The organism is Pontimicrobium aquaticum, assembly GCF_005047595.1.
Classification (GTDB): Bacteria; Bacteroidota; Bacteroidia; order Flavobacteriales; family Flavobacteriaceae; genus Pontimicrobium; species Pontimicrobium aquaticum.
This window is the reverse complement of the sequence record NZ_SUPL01000006.1, coordinates 244768-267387: the sequence shown is the minus strand read 5'-3', so window position 1 is coordinate 267387 and position 22620 is coordinate 244768. Positions and strand designations below refer to the sequence as shown.

The 22620-nt window shown below is 32.9% G+C and carries 21 protein-coding genes; 15 read left to right on the top strand and 6 right to left on the bottom strand.

Annotated elements, in window-relative coordinates; all coding sequences use genetic code 11:
* Nucleotides 1-6 precede the first annotated feature (6 nt).
* The 3 genes from E5167_RS12380 (at nt 7) to E5167_RS12370 (ending at nt 3423) form a co-directional block, all read left to right on the top strand.
* Nucleotides 7-936 carry a TolB family protein gene (locus E5167_RS12380; protein ID WP_136844461.1) on the top strand — a complete coding sequence of 310 codons (930 nt, stop codon included), beginning with the start codon at nt 7-9 and terminating at the stop codon, nt 934-936.
* 55 nt (nt 937-991) lie between these two features.
* On the top strand, nt 992-2920 hold the full coding sequence (gene acs / locus E5167_RS12375; RefSeq protein ID WP_136844460.1) for an acetate--CoA ligase: 1929 nt from the start codon (nt 992-994) through the stop codon (nt 2918-2920).
* 218 nt (nt 2921-3138) lie between these two features.
* Complete coding sequence (locus E5167_RS12370) at nt 3139-3423, top strand: DUF2188 domain-containing protein (RefSeq protein ID WP_136844459.1); 285 nt, start codon at nt 3139-3141, stop codon at nt 3421-3423.
* 107 nt (nt 3424-3530) lie between these two features.
* Here E5167_RS12370 and E5167_RS12365 read toward each other — a convergent pair whose 3' ends face one another.
* Nucleotides 3531-4919, bottom strand: coding sequence for a thioredoxin family protein (locus E5167_RS12365; protein ID WP_136844458.1), 1389 nt, complete (start codon nt 4917-4919; stop codon nt 3531-3533).
* Nucleotides 4920-5123: 204 nt separating this feature from the next.
* Between E5167_RS12365 and E5167_RS12360 the strand changes: the two genes are divergently transcribed.
* The 3 genes from E5167_RS12360 to E5167_RS12350 all read left to right on the top strand — a co-directional run bounded on the left by E5167_RS12360 (nt 5124) and on the right by E5167_RS12350 (nt 8309).
* Nucleotides 5124-6896: an ABC transporter ATP-binding protein gene (locus tag E5167_RS12360; protein WP_136844457.1), complete on the top strand. Its 1773-nt coding sequence runs from the start codon at nt 5124-5126 to the stop codon at nt 6894-6896.
* Between the two features lie 272 nt (nt 6897-7168).
* On the top strand, nt 7169-7483 hold the full coding sequence (locus E5167_RS12355; RefSeq protein WP_136844456.1) for a hypothetical protein: 315 nt from the start codon (nt 7169-7171) through the stop codon (nt 7481-7483).
* 58 nt (nt 7484-7541) lie between these two features.
* Entirely contained in the window at nt 7542-8309 is a 768-nt protein-coding gene (locus tag E5167_RS12350; protein ID WP_136844455.1) for an NYN domain-containing protein, read from the top strand.
* A 367-nt stretch (nt 8310-8676) separates the two neighbouring features.
* On the opposite strand, the gene E5167_RS12345 is transcribed toward E5167_RS12350, so the two are convergent.
* Nucleotides 8677-8970, bottom strand: a complete 294-nt coding sequence (locus E5167_RS12345) for a GIY-YIG nuclease family protein (RefSeq protein ID WP_136844454.1) — start codon at nt 8968-8970, stop codon at nt 8677-8679.
* A 406-nt stretch (nt 8971-9376) separates the two neighbouring features.
* Between E5167_RS12345 and E5167_RS12340 the strand changes: the two genes are divergently transcribed.
* Nucleotides 9377-11593: a transferrin receptor-like dimerization domain-containing protein gene (locus E5167_RS12340; RefSeq protein WP_136844453.1), complete on the top strand. Its 2217-nt coding sequence runs from the start codon at nt 9377-9379 to the stop codon at nt 11591-11593.
* Nucleotides 11594-11644: 51 nt separating this feature from the next.
* On the opposite strand, the gene E5167_RS12335 is transcribed toward E5167_RS12340, so the two are convergent.
* Nucleotides 11645-12838, bottom strand: a complete 1194-nt coding sequence (locus E5167_RS12335) for a multidrug effflux MFS transporter (RefSeq protein WP_136844452.1) — start codon at nt 12836-12838, stop codon at nt 11645-11647.
* Nucleotides 12839-12937: 99 nt separating this feature from the next.
* On the opposite strand from E5167_RS12335, the gene E5167_RS12330 reads away from it, so the two are divergent.
* Nucleotides 12938-13552, top strand: coding sequence for a DEAD/DEAH box helicase (locus tag E5167_RS12330; RefSeq protein WP_136844451.1), 615 nt, complete (start codon nt 12938-12940; stop codon nt 13550-13552).
* On the opposite strand, the gene E5167_RS12325 is transcribed toward E5167_RS12330, so the two are convergent.
* From E5167_RS12325 to E5167_RS12315, 3 genes are all read right to left on the bottom strand, one after another.
* The gene (locus tag E5167_RS12325; RefSeq protein ID WP_136844450.1) at nt 13549-14319 is read right to left on the bottom strand and encodes a response regulator; all 771 of its coding nucleotides are present in this window, start codon (nt 14317-14319) and stop codon (nt 13549-13551) included. The genes E5167_RS12330 and E5167_RS12325 overlap by 4 nt on opposite strands.
* 228 nt (nt 14320-14547) lie before the next feature.
* Nucleotides 14548-16326: a histidine kinase dimerization/phosphoacceptor domain -containing protein gene (locus E5167_RS12320; protein ID WP_136844449.1), complete on the bottom strand. Its 1779-nt coding sequence runs from the start codon at nt 16324-16326 to the stop codon at nt 14548-14550.
* A gap of 7 nt (nt 16327-16333) precedes the next feature.
* On the bottom strand, nt 16334-16891 hold the full coding sequence (locus E5167_RS12315; RefSeq protein WP_136844448.1) for a hypothetical protein: 558 nt from the start codon (nt 16889-16891) through the stop codon (nt 16334-16336).
* 218 nt (nt 16892-17109) lie between these two features.
* Between E5167_RS12315 and E5167_RS12310 the strand changes: the two genes are divergently transcribed.
* From E5167_RS12310 to E5167_RS12280, 7 genes are all read left to right on the top strand, one after another.
* Nucleotides 17110-17880, top strand: coding sequence for a hypothetical protein (locus E5167_RS12310; RefSeq protein ID WP_136844447.1), 771 nt, complete (start codon nt 17110-17112; stop codon nt 17878-17880).
* A gap of 45 nt (nt 17881-17925) precedes the next feature.
* Nucleotides 17926-18714: a hypothetical protein gene (locus E5167_RS12305; protein ID WP_136844446.1), complete on the top strand. Its 789-nt coding sequence runs from the start codon at nt 17926-17928 to the stop codon at nt 18712-18714.
* Between the two features lie 60 nt (nt 18715-18774).
* Nucleotides 18775-19560, top strand: coding sequence for a hypothetical protein (locus E5167_RS12300; protein ID WP_211242151.1), 786 nt, complete (start codon nt 18775-18777; stop codon nt 19558-19560).
* Between the two features lie 100 nt (nt 19561-19660).
* Entirely contained in the window at nt 19661-21043 is a 1383-nt protein-coding gene (locus E5167_RS12295; RefSeq protein WP_136844445.1) for a chymotrypsin family serine protease, read from the top strand.
* Nucleotides 21044-21195: 152 nt separating this feature from the next.
* Nucleotides 21196-21645: a DinB family protein gene (locus E5167_RS12290; protein ID WP_136844444.1), complete on the top strand. Its 450-nt coding sequence runs from the start codon at nt 21196-21198 to the stop codon at nt 21643-21645.
* 8 nt (nt 21646-21653) lie between these two features.
* On the top strand, nt 21654-22067 hold the full coding sequence (locus tag E5167_RS12285; RefSeq protein ID WP_136844443.1) for a hypothetical protein: 414 nt from the start codon (nt 21654-21656) through the stop codon (nt 22065-22067).
* Between the two features lies 1 nt (nt 22068).
* Nucleotides 22069-22539, top strand: coding sequence for a hypothetical protein (locus E5167_RS12280; RefSeq protein ID WP_136844442.1), 471 nt, complete (start codon nt 22069-22071; stop codon nt 22537-22539).
* Nucleotides 22540-22620: the final 81 nt, after the last annotated feature.

Genomic DNA, 22620 nt, shown 5'->3' with positions numbered 1-22620 from the left:
TTAATTATGAGACTCATTTTAAGTATACTGTTTTTATGTTGTTTTATTCATATAAACGCTTTTCAAGCTGAACCTGCTTTAGAAATTCTAAAAGATTACGATAAGGTTAGGGACTTCACGATGAGTAATAATGAAACTGAGGCTTATGTATCTGCTCAAAGTAATCTTGAAGAGAAATCGGTTATTGTAAGAATTACTAAAGAGAATGGAATATGGAACAAAGTGGACATCGCTTCTTTTTCTGGTAAGTATAGAGATTTAGAACCCTTTTTAAGTCCAGATAATTTAAAGCTCTTTTTTGTGTCTAATCGACCTTTAACTAGCGAAGGCGAATTAAAGGATGTCGATATTTGGTATGTAGAAAGAGCTACAACATCTAGTGATTGGTCTGAACCAAAAAATATAGGCGCACCAATTAATACAGAAGCTGATGAGTTTTATCCTAGCGTTGCAAAAAATGGCAATCTATATTTCACTTCTGTTGGTCATGATGCTATGGGAGAGGACGATATTTTCGTGAGCGAGTTTAAAAACGGAAAGTATTCAAAACCTGTACCACTAAAAGGTGGTGTCAATACCAAAAGTTATGAATATAATTCTTTTATTTCTCCCAATGAAGATTACTTGATATTTGGTGGCTATGCAAGAAAAGATGGTTTAGGAAGTGGCGATTTATATGTCAGTTTTAAAAACGACGATAACACTTGGACGCAAGCAAAAAACATGGGAGACCAAATCAATTCTAAGTTTATGGACTTTTGTCCTTTTGTAACCAATTCAGGTACACAGCTATACTTCACGAGCAGGCGTAGTAATATTGATGCAAACAAAAGCATTAAGTCTGCAAAAAATCTATTGAATACATTTAATGGGTATGAAAATGGTTTTAGTAGAATATACATGACAAGTTTTGACTTGAATGCCTTTAAAAACTAAGAATTTAGTAAATTAGTTAACTCAATAGTTATTTCAATTAGCCAATAATCTCAAAATGAGTAATTACCATATAAAACATCTCGAAGAATATTTTCAAGTATATCGTAAATCGGTTCGTGAACCCGAAAACTTTTGGGAAGAAATCGCCGAAGAGCATTTCATCTGGCGGAAAAAATGGGATAAGGTCTTATCATGGGATTTCACCAAACCAGAAGTAAAATGGTTTGAAGGCGCACAATTAAATATCACAGAGAATTGTATAGATAGACATCTAGCCACACGTGGTGATAAAACAGCGATTTTATTTGAGCCAAATAATCCTGATGAACCAGCAGAACACATTACTTATAAGCAGTTGTATGAACGTGTTAATAAATTTGCTAATGTATTAAAAGCACAAGGCATTAAAAAAGGCGATCGTGTGTGTATTTACGTACCTATGATACCTGAATTGGCAGTTTCTATGTTGGCATGTGCACGAATAGGAGCTATTCACTCTGTAGTGTTTGCAGGGTTTTCTGCTAAAGCCTTATCTACTAGAATAAATGATGCCGAATGTAAAATGGTAATCACTAGTGATGGTTCTTATCGTGGTGCAAAAACTATTGACTTAAAAGGCATTGTTGATGATGCCTTAGAAAACTGCTCGTGTGTAGAAACTGTTTTGGTGGCAAAGCGTATCAATTCAGATATTACCATGAAAGAAGGACGTGACAAATGGTTGCAGCCTTTGTTAGACAAAGCTTCACCAAAAGGCAAAGCAGAAGTAATGAATGCCGAAGATCCTTTATTTATTTTGTATACCTCTGGTTCTACAGGAATGCCAAAAGGTATGGTGCATACCACTGCTGGTTATATGGTATATACCGCATTTTCATTTAAAAACGCATTTCAATATAGAGAAAAAGATGTGTATTGGTGTACAGCAGATATTGGCTGGATTACAGGTCACAGTTATATTGTTTATGGTCCATTAGCCAATGGTGCGACTACTGTTATGTTTGAAGGGGTACCTAGTTACCCAGATTTCGGACGTTTTTGGCAAATAGTAGAAAAGCATAAAGTGAATCAGTTTTACACTGCGCCTACAGCTATTCGCGCGTTGGCAAAACAAGGTGTCGAACTTGTTGAAAAGCACGATCTTTCTTCATTAAAAGTATTAGGTTCGGTAGGTGAGCCAATAAACGAAGAGGCTTGGCATTGGTATAATGATAATATTGGTAAAAGAAATGCTCCAATTATTGATTCTTGGTGGCAAACGGAAACAGGAGGGATTATGATAAGTCCTATTCCGTATGTTACACCAACTAAGCCAACCTATGCAACACTGCCATTTCCTGGAATTCAACCATGTTTAAGAGATGAAGAAGGTAAAGAGCTTAAAGGTAATCAAGTAAGTGGTCGTTTATGTATTAAATTTCCTTGGCCTAGTATGGCACGTACTATTTGGGGAAATCATCAGCGATATAAAGAGACCTATTTTTCCGCGTTTGACGAGATGTATTTTACTGGTGACGGTGCCTTGCGTGACGAAGTAGGTTATTATCGTATTACAGGTCGTGTGGACGATGTTATTATTGTGTCTGGTCATAATTTAGGGACTGCGCCAATTGAAGATGCTGTTAATGAACATCCTGCAGTAGTAGAAAGTGCTATTGTTGGTTTTCCACATGATGTTAAAGGTAATGCACTTTATGGTTATGTAATTTTAAAAGATACTGGCGAATCTAGAAACCATGATAATCTACGTAAAGAGATAAACCAAGTTATTACTGAGCATGTAGGTCCAATTGCAAAGCTGGATAAAATCCAGTTTACCGAAGGCTTGCCAAAAACACGTTCAGGGAAGATTATGCGTCGTATTTTACGTAAAATAGCACATAACGATACCAGTAATTTAGGCGATACAAGTACCTTGTTAAATCCTGAAGTAGTAGAAAGTATTATTGAAGGTGCTAAAGATTATAAAAATACTAATTGGTAACTAACCTAGTTGTCAGTTCGAGTTGAGGCTTTAGCCGAAGTATCGAGAACCTTGTTTACATGCATCTCGATACAAAACCTCTCAAGTTCGGTTCCACTCGATGTGACAGTTAGTTAGTAAGTCACTTCGAGTGATTTTATAGAGTGCTAACGACATAAAATAGTATCGAGAAGCAAATAATGCCAAAAACATTATTTTAAATAAACAAGAACAAGCCTATGCCAAAAACCAACAACTCAAAATCTTGGATAAACATTCTCATAGAACTCCTTGAGGCGTTTTTTAAAAGCGCGAACAAGAAGCCTAGAACGTGGCACCAACACGTCGTGCCTTATGAAGACGATTGGGCTGTACGACGCGAAGGCAATAAACGCATTACCTCAAAACACCGAAAACAAAGCACTGCCATACGTAAAGCTAAAACACTCGCCAAAAAACACAACGCCGATGTCATTATACATCGTGCTGATGGAACGATACGTGATAGAATTAGTTTTGATTAAGGTTTTTTTGTGAGTTTGTTTAACTGTCTAGTATATGATTTTGTTGCGTGTTTGTGTGCGAGGATTTTCAGAAGTAGGCGAGAACAAGCAATTACTTATAGCTATTGTTATAGGGCGTTTTTTATTATCTTTTCTTTATAGTTTATAATATCTTCGTCCGACATATTAATTTTAGATAAAAACTCATTTGCCCAGACTTTGGAAACAGGATTTAGTTTTGTTAGAGTACTTAAAGCAATAGTTAATTCGTTCTTAGTGTTTTCGCTTTGTTTCTCATTTGATACAAATCTCTCTACTGTTCCAATAGATAAGCCTTTTGCAAACTCATTAAAATCTCTATCAGTCAGCTTTGATTTTGCAAGTTTCAGACATGTTTCATTATAATTCTTTATCTCTAAATTAATTGGTGATATCATTAGCGCTCTAGTATACCAATTATTTGGGAAGTTGTACCATTCTTTATCAAACTGTGAATAATGTTTATTATAATAATCGACTTTAGTAAATAAAGAATTCCAGTCTTTATTATTATCTCTGACACTCTTACATAATAAAATTATTTCATGATTAAGTTTATTTTTGTTTGTAAAAACAAAGTCAATTTTTTCTAATTCACTATATAGCAAACTGTATATTTCATCATTAGAAAAGTTGTTGTAAGATTTGCCATATAAATCTTTTGGGGTCTTAATTGCAAATGACATAAGTCTACTTATAAACTTATCAATTCTCGTTTTGCCATATAATTTTGAATATTTATTCCTGTTTGCGATAACAAATTCGCTTAAAGGCGAGAAAATTGAATAGGATTGGTTCTCAATAAAGTGAAAGTATTGTGGTGTATACCATTTGTTTTTAGGTATATCTTTAAAATAATCAAATAGAGCAGAATCCTTTTCAGATTGCCTACTGTAATAATTAAGAGATGAGCTAAATTCAAAAAGACTTTCAACCTTTGAGTCATAGTTAGATAGAGAATTCAAAACCGAATCATTTGATGATTTTCCATCTATAACTGTATAACCTAATTCTAAAAAATTCTTTGTCCCTCTATATCCAAAGTGTTTTAGCTTGATTTCTAAATTAGGTGTTAAAAATAATAATGTTGGATAGCCTTGAACTCCAAATTTATTTGCCAGTGCAATACCCTCTCCTTTTTCAGCATCAATTTTGAGACATATAAAGTTCTTGTTATAAAAGTCTCCAATTATTGAATCTGTAAAAACAAAGTTATCCATTCGTTTACATGGTCCACACCAATGTGTATAAAAATCTATGAATATAGGTTTATTAAGTTCTCTAGAGATTTTAATTGCTTTATCAAAAGATTCTGAAGAGAACTCAATTCCTTTTTTATTTAACTCTCCTACATTTATATTTTTATCAAAACTACTTTCTATTCTTTTGCCTTGTTCTTTATCGTGATTTGATTTTCCCTTGTTTTTACAACTACTCCAGGCAATAATAAAAAGTAAAAATATTAGTATTTTTTTCATTCATATCAGTTTTTGAAATGCCCTATAATGTTGAGATATGGTTGCGTTTTAATGAACTATATCAATAGTTAAACGAAGGTAGTTCTTTTTAGTAAGAAAATCAATACGTAAAACTACGTATATTTTATACAATTGCTAATATGTCATACTTCTAAGTTATGGCACATTCATTGACTATATAGTAGCATCAATTCTACAATCATTATGCAGCATTATAAAGAGTCTCCAAAAAGCATTGCCAAGAAGAAACCAAAAGTCACCATGAAACAAGCGTTTAAGACCATTATTTGGCCTCGACGTAATTTGGTGTTCATTGGGTTGGTACTTATTGTTATAAAGAGTGTTTCAGGATTGGTGTTACCTTGGCAGAGTAAGGTGTTGTTAGACGAGGTAGTGCCAAGTAAAGATACGAGCCAGTTATATACCTTAATTGCTATTGTATTAACAGCCATATTATTGCAAGCAGTCACCTCATTTTTGCTAACACGTATTTTAAGTGTGCAAGCACAGTTTTTAATTTCAGAATTACGAGCACAGGTTCAAAAAAAAGTATTGTCGCTGCCTATTAGTTTTTTCGATAACACAAAATCGGGCGCTTTAGTATCTCGTATTATGAGCGATGTAGAAGGCGTTCGTAATTTAATAGGCACAGGATTGGTGCAATTGGTTGGAGGAAGTATTACAGCTATTTTTTCGTTAATACTATTAATTAATTTAAACCCATGGATGACCTTATTTGTATTTGTGCCGATATCCATATTCGGTATCATCGCCTTAAAGGCGTTTAAATACATTCGTCCTATTTTTAGAAAAAGAGGACAAATTAATTCAGAAGTTAAAGGACGTTTAACAGAAACATTAGCTGGCGTACGTGTCATAAAAGCTTTTAATGCTGAAGAACAAGAAAATATAGTGTTCGAAAAAGGTGTGGATAGATTGTATCAAAATGTAAAAAAGAGCTTAACAGCAACGGCATTAATGACGAGTTCTTCTACCTTTTTAATTGGTGTTGCTACTACAGGCATTATGGGAATGGGTGGTTATTACATGATTGAAGGCACCATGACAACTGGTGATTTTCTATTTTTTACATTACTGTTAGGGTTTATGATTGCACCAATCGTACAGATGAGCAATATTGGTAGCCAATTAACAGAAGCACTTGCTGGATTAGATAGAACCGAAGAGTTAATGAATTTGGCTTCGGAAGAAGATGATACAGAACGAAATATTGAGTTGGAGTCTTTACATGGTGAGATTGTATTTAATGACGTATCGTTTTCATATGAAGAAGGCAAAGAAGTATTGCATAACATTAATTTTAAAGCACCATCAGGCTCAGTCACAGCATTGGTTGGGAGTTCAGGGTCTGGTAAATCGACTATTGCTGGATTATCGGCAACATTTTTAAATCCAGATTCAGGAACCATTACTATCGATAATCAAGATTTATCTAAGGTGAAGTTACAAAGTTACAGACAACATTTGGGTGTGGTACTTCAAGACGAGTTTTTATTTGAAGGGACTATTAGAGAAAACATTATGTTCCCAAGACCTAATGCAACTGAAGCCGAATTACAAAATGCCGTAAATGCTGCTTATGTAAACGAATTCACAGACCGTTTTGATGATGGCTTAGAAACTTTAATTGGCGAAAGAGGAGTGAAGTTATCTGGTGGTCAGCGTCAACGTATAGCGATTGCTAGAGCTATTTTGGCAGACCCAAAAGTGATTATTTTAGATGAGGCAACTTCTAATCTGGATACCGAAAGTGAAGGGTTGATACAAAAAAGTTTATCGGAACTGACTAAGAATAGAACCACGATAGTTATCGCTCACAGGTTAAGTACCATTAAACGTGCAGACCAAATTTTAGTGATTGAATCTGGAGAGATTGCCGAACGCGGAACGCATGATGAATTAATTGCCTTAGAAGGTAGGTATTATGATTTATATACCTATCAGTCTAAAATTTAAGGCAAAGTTTAAATTTTTCATTTTCAACGAATTACTACTAACAGTTTCCGTACCTTTAAATAAAATTTAAAACGATGGCAAAAACACAAGATGCAAAGCGAAATGTTAAAAAAGAACCACTTTTAACTGCTAAAGAAAAAAAGGCAGCAAAACGCGCTAAGAAAGCTAAAAAAGAATAATTGTAGAATAGAATTATATCTATAAAAATTACTTGGTTTAGCTATTTATTACGATATTTACTTGAAACCATAAACCTGTAAAATAAGTTCATTATGAAAAAAACAGTATTATTAGTATTTGTATGTATGTTATCAATGGTTGTAATGCCTACAACAGCTATGACCACTGAGAATAATCCAGCACCAATTACAGCAGTAACTGAAGAAATTCCTGCTGGGGTGAAGGTTTTATTAGATCGTATAGACGAGATTAAGGCTATGGATAAGCGTGGTTTAGAGCGTTCAGAACGCAGAGCTTTACGTAAGGAAGTACGTGCCATAAAAAAAGATCTACGCGCTAGTGGGAATGGTGTTTATATATCTTCAGGAGCCATTATAATTATTTTACTTTTAATCATTATTTTATAAAACCCTCGATACATGTGCTATCATGTGCTTGAGATTATAATAAGGAAGGGGACTACCTATGGATATTAAATTAGCAGTACTTATTGATGGCGATAACATTCCATCGGCTTATGTGAAAGAAATGATGGAAGAAATTGCTAAATACGGTAATCCAACTATTAAACGTATTTATGGCGATTTTACTAAGCCACATTTATCCAAATGGAAAAATATGCTCTTGGAAAATGCCATTACACCTATACAACAATACGGTTATACCACAGGAAAAAACGCCACAGACTCTGCAATGATTATTGATGCGATGGATATTTTGTATTCTGAGAAAGTCAACGGATTTTGTTTAGTCTCTAGTGACAGTGATTTTACGAGACTGGCCACGCGATTGCGTGAAGCAGGAATGAAGGTATATGGTATAGGCGAAAAGAAAACACCTAATCCTTTTATTGTTGCTTGTGATAAGTTTATCTATATAGAAATATTAAAACATCAAAAATCTGAAGGTGAGTCATCATCTGGTGACGCTTCTGAGGATTCTAAAGATGATTATGATAAAATAACAGCTAAAGACATTCACATCATATCGTCCACCATTTCTGATTTGGCAGACGACGATGGTTGGGCATTTTTAGGTGATGTTGGGAGTTTGTTGCAAAAAAAGCAACCTAATTTTGATTCCAGAAACTTTGGTTTTGAAAAACTGACACCACTTATTAAATCTATTGGTAAGTTCGAAATAGAAAGACGTGAAGATTATAAAGGACGCTCAAAACTGGTGTATGTAAAAAACAAACCAAAGCCAGCAAGACGTTCACGCGCAAAAAAATAGCTCTCACTTTTTTACTGTGTTTCCCAAAACCAATTGACGCAATAAGAAATATGCCTGTCAGTTCGAGTGAAATTGCGTAGCAATTTAGTATCGAGAATAAAGTTAACAAGCATCTCGATACAAATTTTCGCTTTGCTCAAATTCACTCGATGTGACATTAAGTTATATTTGTATTAATACCATTTCTATTAAATATAAAAAGACAGTCAGTTCGAGTTGAGACTTTAGCCGAAGTATCGAGAACAATGTATAACAGCATCTCGATACAAAACCTCACAAGTTCGGTTTCACTCGATGTGACAATGGGAAGTGCCTGTCAGTTCGAGTGATTTTATGAAGTGTTAACGACATAAAATAGTATCGAGAACTATTTATTAAACCTCTTCTTTGCTAAATTTATTAGTTTATCATACTCACCATCTATGAGTGCTTTCTTTTTGGCTTTTGACCATTTCTTAATTTGTTTTTCTGTAGTAATAGCGATTTCAACATTAGTGAATTCTGTATAAAAGACTAAATTTAAAGGACGCCGACTATACGTGTAACTATCTCTATGTTTCCCTGTTGTATGTTCCTCAAATCGCTTTGTGAGGTTCGATGTGATTCCTGTATAATAAGTGCTATCTGCGCATTCTAAAATGTATACATAGTAAACTTTCATATTTTAAATATAAACATCTCGATACAAAACCTCACAAGTTCGGTTTTACTCGATGTGACATTAAGTTATGGTTGTATTTGCATTAATATCATTTCTATTAAATACAAAAAGAGTGTCAGTTCGAGTTGAAGCCTTAGCCGAAGTATCGAGAACAATGTATGACTGCATCTCGATACAAATTTTCGCTTTGCTCAAATTCACTCGATGTGACAAAGGGATATGTTAGTCAGTTCGAGTGATTCACGAAGTATGAGTGAATTGTATCGAGAACTTTATTAAACATATCTTGATATAAAACCTCACAAGCTCGGTTTCACTCGCGATGTACATAAGCTGTTAATAAGTTTCGGTATTCTCTAGCGTTATTATTCGCTATATTTGAGAATAATCAACCAATTTTTATTTTATGAAACGTTTACAATCTCTTGCTTTATTGGCAATCGCTCTTTGTTTGTCAATGCCTGCAATGATGGCTCAATCGCCAATTATGGGCTTTAGTGATGAAGCTTCAAAATCACAATTACAATTAGAACAAGATTACGATAAGTTACTTAAGGCAACGAATCTTGATGAATGGATGAAGTATATGACGGCTCGACCACATCATGTAGGATCTCCTTATGATAAAAAAGTCGTCGATTATGTGGCTGCAAAATTTAAAGAATGGGGTTACGAGGTTCGTATAGAAAAATTTGATGTGCTGTTTCCAACACCAAAATTAAGATTGTTGGAGATGACTGCTCCAACTAAGTATAAAGCAAAACTCATCGAGCCAGCTATAAAAGGCGACGAATCGTCTAAGCAAATAAAAGAAGCGCTTCCAGGTTATAATGCATTTTCTATTGATGGTGATGTGACTTCAGAATTAGTATTTGTAAACTATGGTATTCCTGCCGATTATGAAGAATTAGAAAAAAGAGGCATTTCGGTAGAAGGAAAAATTGTCATAGCCAAATATGCAGGCTCATGGCGAGGAATTAAACCAAAACTTGCAGCTGAAAAAGGTGCTATTGGATGTATTATTTATTCCGACCCAAGAGATGATGGTTATTATCAAGGTGATGTGTATCCTAAAGGTCCATTTAAAAATGAATATGGCGTTCAACGTGGAGCCGTAATGGATTTACCTTATGCGCCTGGAGACCCATTAACACCTGGATATGGTTCAACAGATGGTGCTAAACGTTTAAAAATAAGCGAAGCAACCTCTTTAACAAAAATTCCTGTGTTACCAATATCGTATAATGATGCCTTACCATTATTAAAAGCGATTGGTGGTCCTGTGGTTCCTGCCAATTGGAGAGGTGCTTTACCAATAACCTATCATATAGGTCCTGGGCCAGCAAAAGTACGTTTGAAACTAGAATTTAATTGGGATTTACAACCAGCTTATAATGTGATTGCAACCTTAAAAGGAAGTGAATTACCAGACGAATGGGTGATTAGAGGAAATCACCACGATGCTTGGGTTCATGGTGCTAACGACCCAATTAGCGGTTTAGTAACCATGATGGAAGAGGCTAGAGCAGTGAGTATTTTAGCGAAGCAAGGTCACACACCAAAACGAACGCTAATGTATTGTGCTTGGGGAGCAGAAGAACCTGGATTGATAGGCTCAACCGAATGGGTGGAGACGCATGCAGACGAATTAAGAGAAAAAGTGGTTGCGTATATTAATACCGACGGAACTGGTGCTGGATTTTTAGGAGCTGGAGGCTCGCACACTTTAGAGAAATTCTTTGACCAAATAACGCATGTGGTAAACGATCCTCAAAAAGGTGTGTCTGTGTTCGATAGACGTAATGCTAGAAATATTGCTAACGGACAACCAAGTTGGTCGCATTATAAGTTATCTGCTTTAGGTTCAGGATCAGATTACTCACCATTCTTTCAACACTTAGGAATTTCTTCTTTTAATATGGGATTTGGTGGCGAAAGCTCAGGTGGAGAATATCACACCATGTACGATTCGTATAAATTGTATAAGCGTTTTAAAGACCCAACCTTTCAATATGGAGTGACTTTGGCTAAAGTCGCTGGACGTACAAGTTTACGTTTGGCAAATGCTGAAGTATTGCCATTTGAGTTCAAACATTTTACAAAAATTGTATCTGGATATGTTGATGAGGTTACTAAGTTGGCTGACAAGTTACGTAAGGAAGCAGATAGTCATAATAAGCTTATTGAAAGTGGTGTCTATGATTTAGTTGCCAACCCAAAGGATAATTTTAAAACACCTGGACCAAAAACGCCTGTGCCTTATTTCAATTTTGCACCAATTGAAAACGCCTTAAAAAACTTGAAGAATAAGGCTTCTGAGTTTGCAATGGCATCCAAGAAAGGAATCAGTAATTCAGCAAATACCAATAAGCTTAATAAAGTTCTAAAAAGCATGGAAAGCAAGTTGATACGTGACCATGGTTTGCCGCGTCGCTCTTGGTACAAACATCATATTTATGCACCAGGATTTTACACAGGATATGGTGTAAAGACTTTGCCAGGCGTTAGGGAAGCTATCGAACAAAAGAATTTTGATGAGGTAACCGAGCAAATAACTATTTTAAGTGAAGTTTTAAAGGATTTTACCGCTAATATTGATGCAGCTATTAAATTAATGAAATAAGCATATTAGAATATTAATTACTGTAAAAGCGTCTTTTAAAAGGCGCTTTTTTTATTTGTGTAATACTTTTAAGCGCAGGAACACCAAAAGCGAAAGAATTCCGAATACTGAAAATCCAATAAAAAGCGGTAATACCGAATCGTTTACAAAGCTACCAATATAATTAGCTATAGGAACAGCCATTACAGTAGATACAAAACCATTAATTGCTGCACCAATGCCAGCAATATGACCTAAAGGTTGCATTGCCAACGAGCGTAAGTTTCCAAATAAAAATCCTATTGCAAAAAATTGTAAAGCAAAAAAACTAATGAGTATTTTAAAGCTCGGATTTACTCCAGACCAAAATAAAATAACATAAAGAATTGAAATTAAACAATAAGCAATAGTAGCAAAATATGCTATGCGCCACATACCAAATTTCACGACATAACGGCTATTTAAAAAAGTCGCTAAACCAACAGAAATAGCCAAACTTGCAAAGATATATGGAAACATATCTCCTAGATTATATTGCTGCTCAAAGATTTGTTGTGCTGTACTCAAATACACCATAAAGGAGCCTGTAATAAATCCAGATACCAATGTAAAACCAACAGCATTTTTATGCTTCATAAACTCTATAGTACCATTTACAAATAGCAAAGGTGCAAATTTTATGCGTTTGTCTTTGTTTAGCGTTTCATCTTGCCGCTTCCAAAACCATAGCATGATAATAAGTCCAAATGCTAGATTTACATAAAAAATAGATTCCCAGTTGTAGTAATTTAATAAAAACTGTCCTAGAGTAGGAGCAATAACAGGAACCAAAATGAAGAACATCACAACAATGGAGAGTACTTTAGCCATATAATTGCCACTATACGAATCTCTAATCATGGCAATGCTTAATGTTCTTGGTGATGCGAGACCAACTCCTTGCAACACACGACCAAAAATCATCATTTCAAAACTTTTAGTTGACACACAAATAAAAGTGGCAATAATAAATAGTGAAAAACCAATATATACAATGGGTTTTCTTCCAAAACTATCAGACAAAGGACCAAAAATAAGCTGACCAAAACCTAAGCCTAAGAAAATCATGGTTACCAATAATTGGTTGTCATTTGGGTTTTGAACACTTAATGCAGTTCCAATTTCTGGAAGTGCTGGTAAAAGCGCATCAATAGACAATGCAACAATAGACATTAATGAAGCCATTAATGCTACAAATTCAAATTCAAAAGTTTGCTTATTTTGCATGGTGCAAATGTAATTTAATTCTGCAGAGTTCATTAAAACTTATGGTTAATATGCTCTATTTATATTGTTACATTTGTAATACATATATAAAACAGTGATTTGGCATTTAAAAAATTAATTGAGCCTTTAAAAAATACTTTAGAGCATTTACAATTTGAAACCCCTTTAGGTTTTCAAAAAGTAGGTTTACCAAAAATAAAAAGTGGTGTTAATGTATTTGGTATTGGTCCAGAAGGTTCAGGAAAAACAACAACTTTAATACTAAGTGTCGTTCAAAAGTTAAAAGGAAAAGCTTTTGAGGATGCTCCGCGAGCTATAATTGTAGTAAAAGATAAGCAAGAAGCATTAGCGCTAAGAGATAAGTTTAATATATATACGAATCAAACAGATTTGCGTGTCTATTGTGCTTATGAAGAACATAATATTGATACGCAAAGAGAAGAAATTTATGATGGAATAGATGTGCTTATTGCAACCCCTAAGCGTTTAAATAAGCTCTTTTTATTAAATAGTATTAATTTGAGTCAACTGAAAATGTTTATTATTGAAGATGCTGAATTTTCAACTATAAGTAATTTTTTTCAGGATATAAATCGTATTTCAGAGAGTATAAATAAATGTCAGTATGTAGTTTTTGCTAAAACATTTGATGCTAAAATTAGACGCTTTCAAGAGACGTTTATGTATAATTCTCAAAAAGTTGAGATTAACTAAATGGTATGAAATAATTTAAAAACTTTATTTCTATAAGTTTTGCTTACAGGTATTTTTTTGTTTCCAATAAAAAGCATATTTCCTTCAAATCCATTAACTAAATTAATGTTCACGACATAGCTTCTATGTACTCTTAAAAATTGAGTTATAGGTAAGTGCTTTTCTATTTTTTTAAGTACCATAGAGTAAATAAACCGCTCAGATTTTGTGCTTACTGTACAATAATTGCTATCTGCTTGTAAAAACAAAATGTCTTTTAAAGGAACGCGTTCAAAATGATGATTCTTTTTAAGAAACAAACTGTCTTTAATTTGCAATACTTGATTATCAGTTTTACTAAAAGATTGTTTTTTTAAAAGTGATTTTTCATGAGTTTTGTTAGCGTAATTCATTAAAGCTAATTCTATAGCTATACTCACTTGACGGTCATTAAAAGGTTTTAAAATATAAGCATAAGGACGAACACTTTTAGCACGTTCTACTAGATGTGTGTCGGCATGTGATGTTAAAAATATAAATGGAATATGATGATGATTATTAATGATACGAGCAAGCTCAATACCATCAAGTTCTCCTTTTAAAATAATGTCGATTAATAGGATATCGACATCAGTATGTTCTTTAATTAATTGTAAAGCACGTTCGGCAGAAGCTGCAATTCCAACAACATGATAGTTGATTGCTTCAAGCCTATTTTTAATGTCTTTAGCAATTAATGTTTCATCTTCTACGATAAGAATTTTTACTTTTGTGTTTTGGCTATTCATGTTTTATATTGAATTATACTTTTATTGTGTGTTTTGGTTAATTTGGCTAAACTAAATGTCAGTTCGAGTGATTTTCTATGATATTGAGCGCAGTCGAAATAAGTAGAAAATTGTATCGAGAACAGGTTTTATACCACAAAATTTGATTCTCGATACTAATTTTACTCTTTTTAAATCGTAAAATTCACTCGAATTGACAAATTTTAATAAGCATGTTCAGCAGGTGCGTTATGCAATTTTTATAGTCATTTTCCAATGTGCTCCATGTTTGCTATCCAATTTTTTAATAGTCCCTTCTAATTGTTCAATTAATGAGTAGATAAGCTTAATACCAAAAGAGTTGTTTTTTTCTGCCTCATTAGTATTAAAACCAATCCCATTATCTATGATTTCAATATTTAGATACTCTTTATCCTGTGTCATGACTATTTTGAGTTTTGGTTTATCAATGTTATTATATGCATATTTTAATGCATTGATTATAATTTCATTAATAACTAAAGCCAGAGGAACAGCTATATCTAGATTTACACTAATATCATCAATTTTAAAGTTTGGTTTAAAAGAAGCATCATAACCATGAAAAAGCCCTAGAACTAATTCTTCTACATAGTCTTTTAATAATATTCGTGTATCTAAATCTTCTTGATAGAGTTTTCTATGCACTAGAGAGAGTGTTTCTACACGATATTTACCTGCTACAATGGCTTCTTTAGCTGGGTGACCTGTAAGCTCATGACTTTGGAGGTTTAGTAAACTAGAAATCATTTGTAAATTATTCTTTATACGATGATTAAGCTCTCTAAGCAGTAATGCCTTTTCTTGCTCGCGCTTAAATAAACTAGCATTAGCCACCTTGATTTTTTTATTACCGCGATAGAGTAGGTAAGCAAAAAGCAACAATAAAGAAATACCTATTGCTAAAGATGTAACCCAATATTTTTGGTTGGTATTAGTGATATTTAATAAATCTATCTCAGATTCTCGTTTGTCTATTTCGTAACCGGCCTTAACTTGTTCTATTTTCTGGACATTCTCTTTGTTTACCAAGCTGTCTTGATACACCTGAAACTGTTTTTGATACTCTAAAGCTTTGCGATACTGTTTTTGCTCTTCATAAAAACTAGTAAGAAAAGCGCTAAAATCTCTAATTTGTTCTTTTAGTCCAGCTTGTTTAGCCATAGAATATGCTTCTAAGAATTTTGCTTCAGCAAGTTTGTGCTTTCCTTCTTTATTATAGACCGCCCCTAACTCAGCAAGATATACAGAAGTAGAATAATCATCTCCCATAAGAGCTAGAATAGTAATTGCATCGTTTAGGTTTTCCTCTGCTAATTCTAACTTGTTTTGAGTGTTATAGACCATTCCAAGGTTTCCTTGGGAATAGCCTTGTACGATATCATTATTTAAAGTTTTGTTTAATTGTAAAGTTTGTTGAAAAGCAGTTGCTGCACTATCCAAATGTTGAGCTAAACGATAGGCTTCTCCTAGATTTAGAATAGTTAAAGTATGGTTTATTGTATTATCAGAATCAGAGTAAATATCCTTTGCCCTTTTTAAATATTTGATTGACAAGTCATAATTTTCATCACTCATATAGTTATTTGCCAATTGTGCGTAAGAAGCAGCTTGTCTTTCAGTCATGTTTAAAGACTCATATATTTGTAATGCTTTAAATGAGGCATTTAAAGATTTAGTACTATTTCCTAGTTTATACTCTTTAAGACTTATTTCTTCTAATGATTCAGCTTCTAATAATGGGTCATCAATTTCTTTTGCTATTTTCAAGGAGAAATTAGCATAATTTAGAGCGGAATCAATATTAGAATGATAATTCGATAACGATAGTAAGATGTCTATTTTTTCCTTTTTTGCTAATCCTTTTTGTTTTAGAATGTTTGATAGACTATCAATTTTATTTATATTTTGAGTATAAATAATTAAAGAACAGCCAAAAAAGTATATAAACAAACTTACCTTGATAAAGAGTTTAGTGTTATTTGTCATATGACTATTACCGAGGATTTGACCTAATTTCAACTACAGGATCCAATATAAAATAATATCTACGTTTATATCCGTCTTTATGTTCAATAATTAATGAAAACATAATACTATAAGCTACAATTGTGTTGGGGAATTTTTTTCTTGTAGAGATACTACATTTCCCTTCTTTATTTGGGGAAATAAATAATGTTCCTTCTGGAGCACTAAAAATGTATTTAGAATCACAATTAAAAATCTTTTTCCAATACCCTTTTGCGATACGATCTTTATCGTTAAATTTTCTATCGACGTTTTTTACTTTACAGCATACCAATTTGGGGTCACTTAATTTGTATAGAAAATCGTCTTCATTTTCAGGGCACAGTTTAATAGAAATCTTTGCTTTTGCAGGAATAGCAGGGAATTGATTATCTCCTAAGCTTACAAAATTGTCTATAGGAATAGGTTGGTAAGGTGTTCCTAATCCTAAATAGCAGGATTTAACTGCTGCTTCTAAGTCTTTTAAATTAATGGGGAATTTTCTCGGATAGTTTTTTTTAGTTGTTAAATTAATTTTAATGAACATGTTGTTGGTTTTTAGTTAGTACATGTTCTTAGGGATTTTACGTTGCTATTGTTTAAAAATAGAAAAAAAATAGATATTAAACTATTTAATTTTTAAATATAAATTCTACATCACTAATCAATAAGCATCATTTACTCAATAAATTAGATTGTTCACTCATCTCTTTTCTTTTTTTCTTGATTAAGAAACATATTTGGGTCATAAACAATCCAAATATTATGACCATCAAACAATTAATTCAAAGAGCCATTCATATGACACCTCAAGTCAATGGCGTTATTGATGCTGATGATGCAGTACCGGCTATTGTTCGTGCCAATATGTTAGGGACTGATACTAGCGACCCAAAATCTGATGGAGAGCAGATATATTCAGAATCGCAAAATTTACCTACAGCATTGGCTAGTATTCTTAATCATGTTCAAAATAGCGCAAATTATCATCCAACAACGCAGAACCCTACTCAATTAGCAGCATCCTATAGTTTATTATTACAACAAATAGCTCAATTTCCTGTTTTTGCACCAATACAAACAAAAAAATATAATAAGTCCTTTTCATCAAAAAATTATAATGTTTTACTCGATCAGGTTGTAAGCATTTTTGATGAACTATCTACTTCAGATTTAAATCTACTTAAAACATCGCTCGCAAATATGGGTAAATCTGTATTTAGTTCAGGTGGTATAGCTACAAGTACTTATGTTTTTTCAATGTTCACTTTAAACATGAACAACTCATCAGCTCCATATTTATTGATTTATGATGCTAGTTTTTATATGAAACATAAAGATGGAAAGGATGAAATTAATAAGCAAAGTTATGTCATAGTTAAAAATGTGTTTCCAATACTTCCAGATGTCATAAAAGCAAATGCTAAGGAACTTGCTGCGATAGATAAAAAAAATGTAGATGAATGGATTAAAGAATCGACATCACCCGAAAAGAAAAGTTACCAATTATGTTTTCAAGTAGAGGCAATTGAATAATCCAAACATTATTTAAGTAAACCATTTAATTAATCAAATATAGATATGCGAAATCTAAATATTACTCAACTAGTAGAAGCTTGGATTCATATCTCTCCTAGTTTTCGAGTTAGCGAATTACCAAATAACATTTTTCAGGTTATAGCACGTGCTAATATGTTAGGGACTGATACAAGTAATCCAGATTCTAGAGGGGCTAAGGTGTATTCTGAACCACAAAATTTACCTACTGCCATAGCGAGTATACTAAATCATGTAGAAAATCGAGCAAATTTTCACCCCCAAAGTCAATCGGGTGAGCGATTGGTGAGCGATTTTATAAATTATTTAAAACAAATCAATTTAACTCCATTCTTTGCTTTGGAAAAGGAAGAATCAAGAGTAAATAAATTCGAATCTAAAAACTATAATGTATTAATAGATCAGATAATTAGTCTATATGATGGTGTGTTAAGCAAATCAGATGAAAATGCGATGAGAAAAAGTATTGCAGATATGGCAAAATCTGTATTTGGTAGAGATCCTCTTCATGATCAAAAAACGGCTTTCTTATTGACGACAATAGATATGGCAAACCCTTTGCTTCCCCGAATCTTAATATACTATACAACATTACATATGAAGTATGTTAAAGGAAAATCTGAAATAAGACTTCAGGAATACCAAGTTAATAAACAAGAATATGCTGTACTTCCTGATTTTATAAGGGCTTATGCTAATAAGTTATCAGTTTTGCCAAGGACACCCGTAGATCAATGGATTTTAGAATCATCTTCACCTGAAAGAGTAAATGCGAAATTGTGTTTTCAAGTGAGTAAGGCACAAAGGAATTAATTAGTATCACAGAAACTTTAATTATAAATCAATTTTTATTAACTATTAAACACAAGTATTATGAAAACAACAAACATTACTCAATTAATTGAATCATGGATTCACGTATCTCCAGATTTTCGATTTCATGACGCACCTGAGGGAAAAAAACAAGCTGTTGCACGTGGCAATATGTTAGGAAATGACACAAGTGATCCAGATTCAGAAGGATCAAAAGTGTATAGCGAACCACAAAATTTGCCAACTGCTGTAGCAAGTCTATTAGGTCACGTACAGAATCGTGCAAATTTTCATCCAACAAGTTTATCTTCCGAGCAATTAGCTGTTTATTTTCAAGACTATATCAAGGAAGTTGATAATACACCATTTTTTGCACTCTACAAAAATGAGAAGACTAAAAGTAAATATGAGTCTAAAAACTATAATGTACTTATTGACCAAATTGTAAGCCTTTATGATGGGATTAGTAAATCAGACGAAAATGCCATGAAGGAAAGTATTGCTAATATGGCTAAATCTGTATTTGGGAAAGAATCAAAAGAGGATTGGAAGAATATATTTTCACAGTCTACTATTGATATGACAAACCCACTTCAACCTCGTATATTTATTTACTATACGACCTTACACATGAAATATGAGAAAGGAAAGTCTGAAATAAACCTTCAAGAATATGAAGTGAATAGAACGGAATATGTTATTCTTCCAGATTTAATTAGAGCTTATGCTGATAAGTTAGCAAATTTAGATAAGAAATCTGTGGATGATTGGATGGGAGACGCTACGTCACCAGAGCGTAAAGGAGCCAAACTATGTTTTGATCCCTTAGCAACATCACTTGTTTAGTATTGAATAAGTAAAAAGAAGTGCTTATTGAATCCATTAGATGAGATAAGCACTTCTTTTTAATTACAAAAGTTAATAAAGTTTATAAAATCAAATAATTATGAAATGTAAAGATTTAAATGAACAAATAAAAATTATTGATGTTGATGAGTTTAATGGTATTTATAAAACTAGTAATAGTATTTATAGCAATTCATATTCTTATTACAGGTCTCCAAAGGAAACAGATAAATTCAACACACATTTTACAGTAGCTCCTACTGATAAAGGAAATGGAGAATTTAAAAAATTCCATATCTCATTCAATTTCTCTAAAACTGGTGTTCGCAACGCTAAAATCTTTTTTGTAAATGGTAAGTGTACAGGCTATAGTACAGATAATTTATTAGAATTTGAAGTAAAAGAATTTATTAAATATTATGAAGCTCACAAAGGAGATATATTAACTATAGGAGCTCAATTTTGGGAAAAAGTTCAAGAACAAAAGAAGATATTCAATATTAGAGAAAGCAAGGACTCAAGAGAATTTGAACGCAGGAAACATATTCAACGAATAAAAAGTAAAGTTGAAGATGCGTTGTTACAAAGAGAAGGTGTTGTTGCTGTAGATATAGATTATAAGATTAAGAACGGTATAAAAACAGATGAGTTGGCCATTATTGTATTTGTTGAAAAGAAACAAAACGTACTACCAAAACAACGTATCCCTAAAACCGTTCAGGGTATTAAAACTGATGTGTGGGAAACAACATTAGTGCCTTTTTCAACTGCAACGAAAACAGAGCCAAGCGAAACAAAAAGTGTTATAAATGATTCCATAGTGAATCCAATACTTGGAGGTATATCTGTAGGGCCTTTCGATCTAGATTTATATGGTACTCTAGGTATTGTACTTGAAACCAATTTTGGAGCAAAGGTAATGTTGAGTAGTGCACATGTATTTATGTCTGGACCACATACGATACCAGGAACACATTTAAGTCAACCAGCATTACCAATGGGAGGACATTGGCCAGAAACAGATGCAGGAGAGTTTTTAATGGGCTTCTTAGGACAGCCTAATAATATTGATGCTGCTTTAGCAACTGTTAGCCATAGAAATATACTGCCAAAAACTATTTTACAAATAGGACAAACAACTGGTCATGATGTAACATTTCCCGGCGATGATGTCGCAAAGTTTGGTAGAAGAACTCAGTTTACTACAGGAAAGGTGGTAAGCGATACATTTACTTGTAATGTAAACTATCCAAATTTTGGAACTTATACGTATTATAATCAACTTAGAATTCAAACGGTTAACCCATATGATAATTTTGGATTGCCAGGAGATTCTGGTTCAATAGTTGTTAACGAAGATAAGGAGGTCGTTGGTATGATTATGAGTGGTGGAGAAACAGCTAATGACACTAAATATACCATTGCAAATCCAATAGGTGATATTTTAAGAACCTTTGAGGCGAATGGGATTAGATTTGTCTAAATATATTAACAAGTATAATTAAGGAATCATTAGCTAAATGTATTATTAAAATAGCCTCTAAACCCAGAATTTTTTAAATTCTGGGTTTATTCTTTAAAGTATAGTCTGTTATTCTATATATTGCTAAATTTGTTTTAAAGAAAATAGTAGTTATGCTAATAGATATTGTAATCAAAATATTTGAAAGGGATCTAAATAAATTAAAAGAAGAAATAGCAGCTTATAAAGATGAATCAAACTTATGGATTATCGATAAAGCTGTATCCAATTGTCCCGGAAACTTGTGTTTACATTTAGTAGGAAACTTAAATCATTTTATTGGTGCAGAATTGGGAGGTACAGGTTATATTAGGCAAAGAGATTTAGAATTTTCTTTAAAAGATGTACCCAGAGAAGAGTTATTACGTCAGGTTGATGAGACTATGGATATTGTAGAAAACACTTTAAAGAAATTAACACCTCAAGATTTACAAAAAGAATACAGACGAAGAGTTTTTGAAGATCACATGACAACAGGTTATTTCTTGGTGCATTTAACATCGCATTTAGCATATCATTTAGGACAAATTAATTATCACAGGCGTTTATTAGATTCTAAATAGTTTTAATTATGCAAAATCACTTAGAGTTAGTAGATAACGAATTTGAAGCACAATTCTCAAATTGTACTCTAGATGCATCGTTATTTAACCATGAGGCTCACATACGTTTAGCATGGATTCATGTAACAAAATATGGTCTAAATAAAGCTTTAATTACTATAGATAGTCAGTTATTAAGTTATGTAGCTTCACTGGGTGTAAAAGATAAGTATAACAAAACGGTAACTATAGCTGCAGTTAAAGCCGTAAGTCATTTTATTTCGAAATCTAAATCTAATAATTTCAAGGATTTTATAACAGAATTTCCAAGGTTAAAAACAAATTTTAAAGAACTATTAGCTCAACATTATAGTATTGATATCTTTAATTCAAATATTGCTAAATCCTCATTTTTAGAACCTAATTTAAAGCCTTTTGCTTAATATGAAACCAGCCACAATTACCGAGCTTAAAAAAGAGCTAAAATATAGGTCGCAAGAGCAGTTAATTGACTATTGCTTAGCAATGGCTCGTTTTAAACTAGAAACCAAAGAACTCTTAACCTATTTGGTATTTGAGTCGGAAAATGAAACGGCCTATATCGAAAGTGTAAAGGCATATATAGATGCGACTTTTTCAGAAATAAGTGCTACCAATTACTATTATATTAAAAAAGCGGTTAGAAAAATACTAAGGCAAGTAAAGCGTTTTATTCGTTATTCTAAAAAGAAAGAAACCGAAGCCGAATTACTTATATATTTCTGTAAGAGGTTAGGAAAGATGCAGCCTTCATATAAGCAAAATACCGTATTGACAAACATGTATAACAAGCAATTAGAATTAGCCCAAAAAGCCATTGCTAAAGTGCATGAAGATTTGCAATACGACTACAATGTAATGATAGAGGAACTATAAAAAAGTACTTTACATTTTAATAATTTTAGTTTAATTTTCTTGTAATGTAAAAGCTAATTAAAAGCAGTGTTTTTGTAGAAA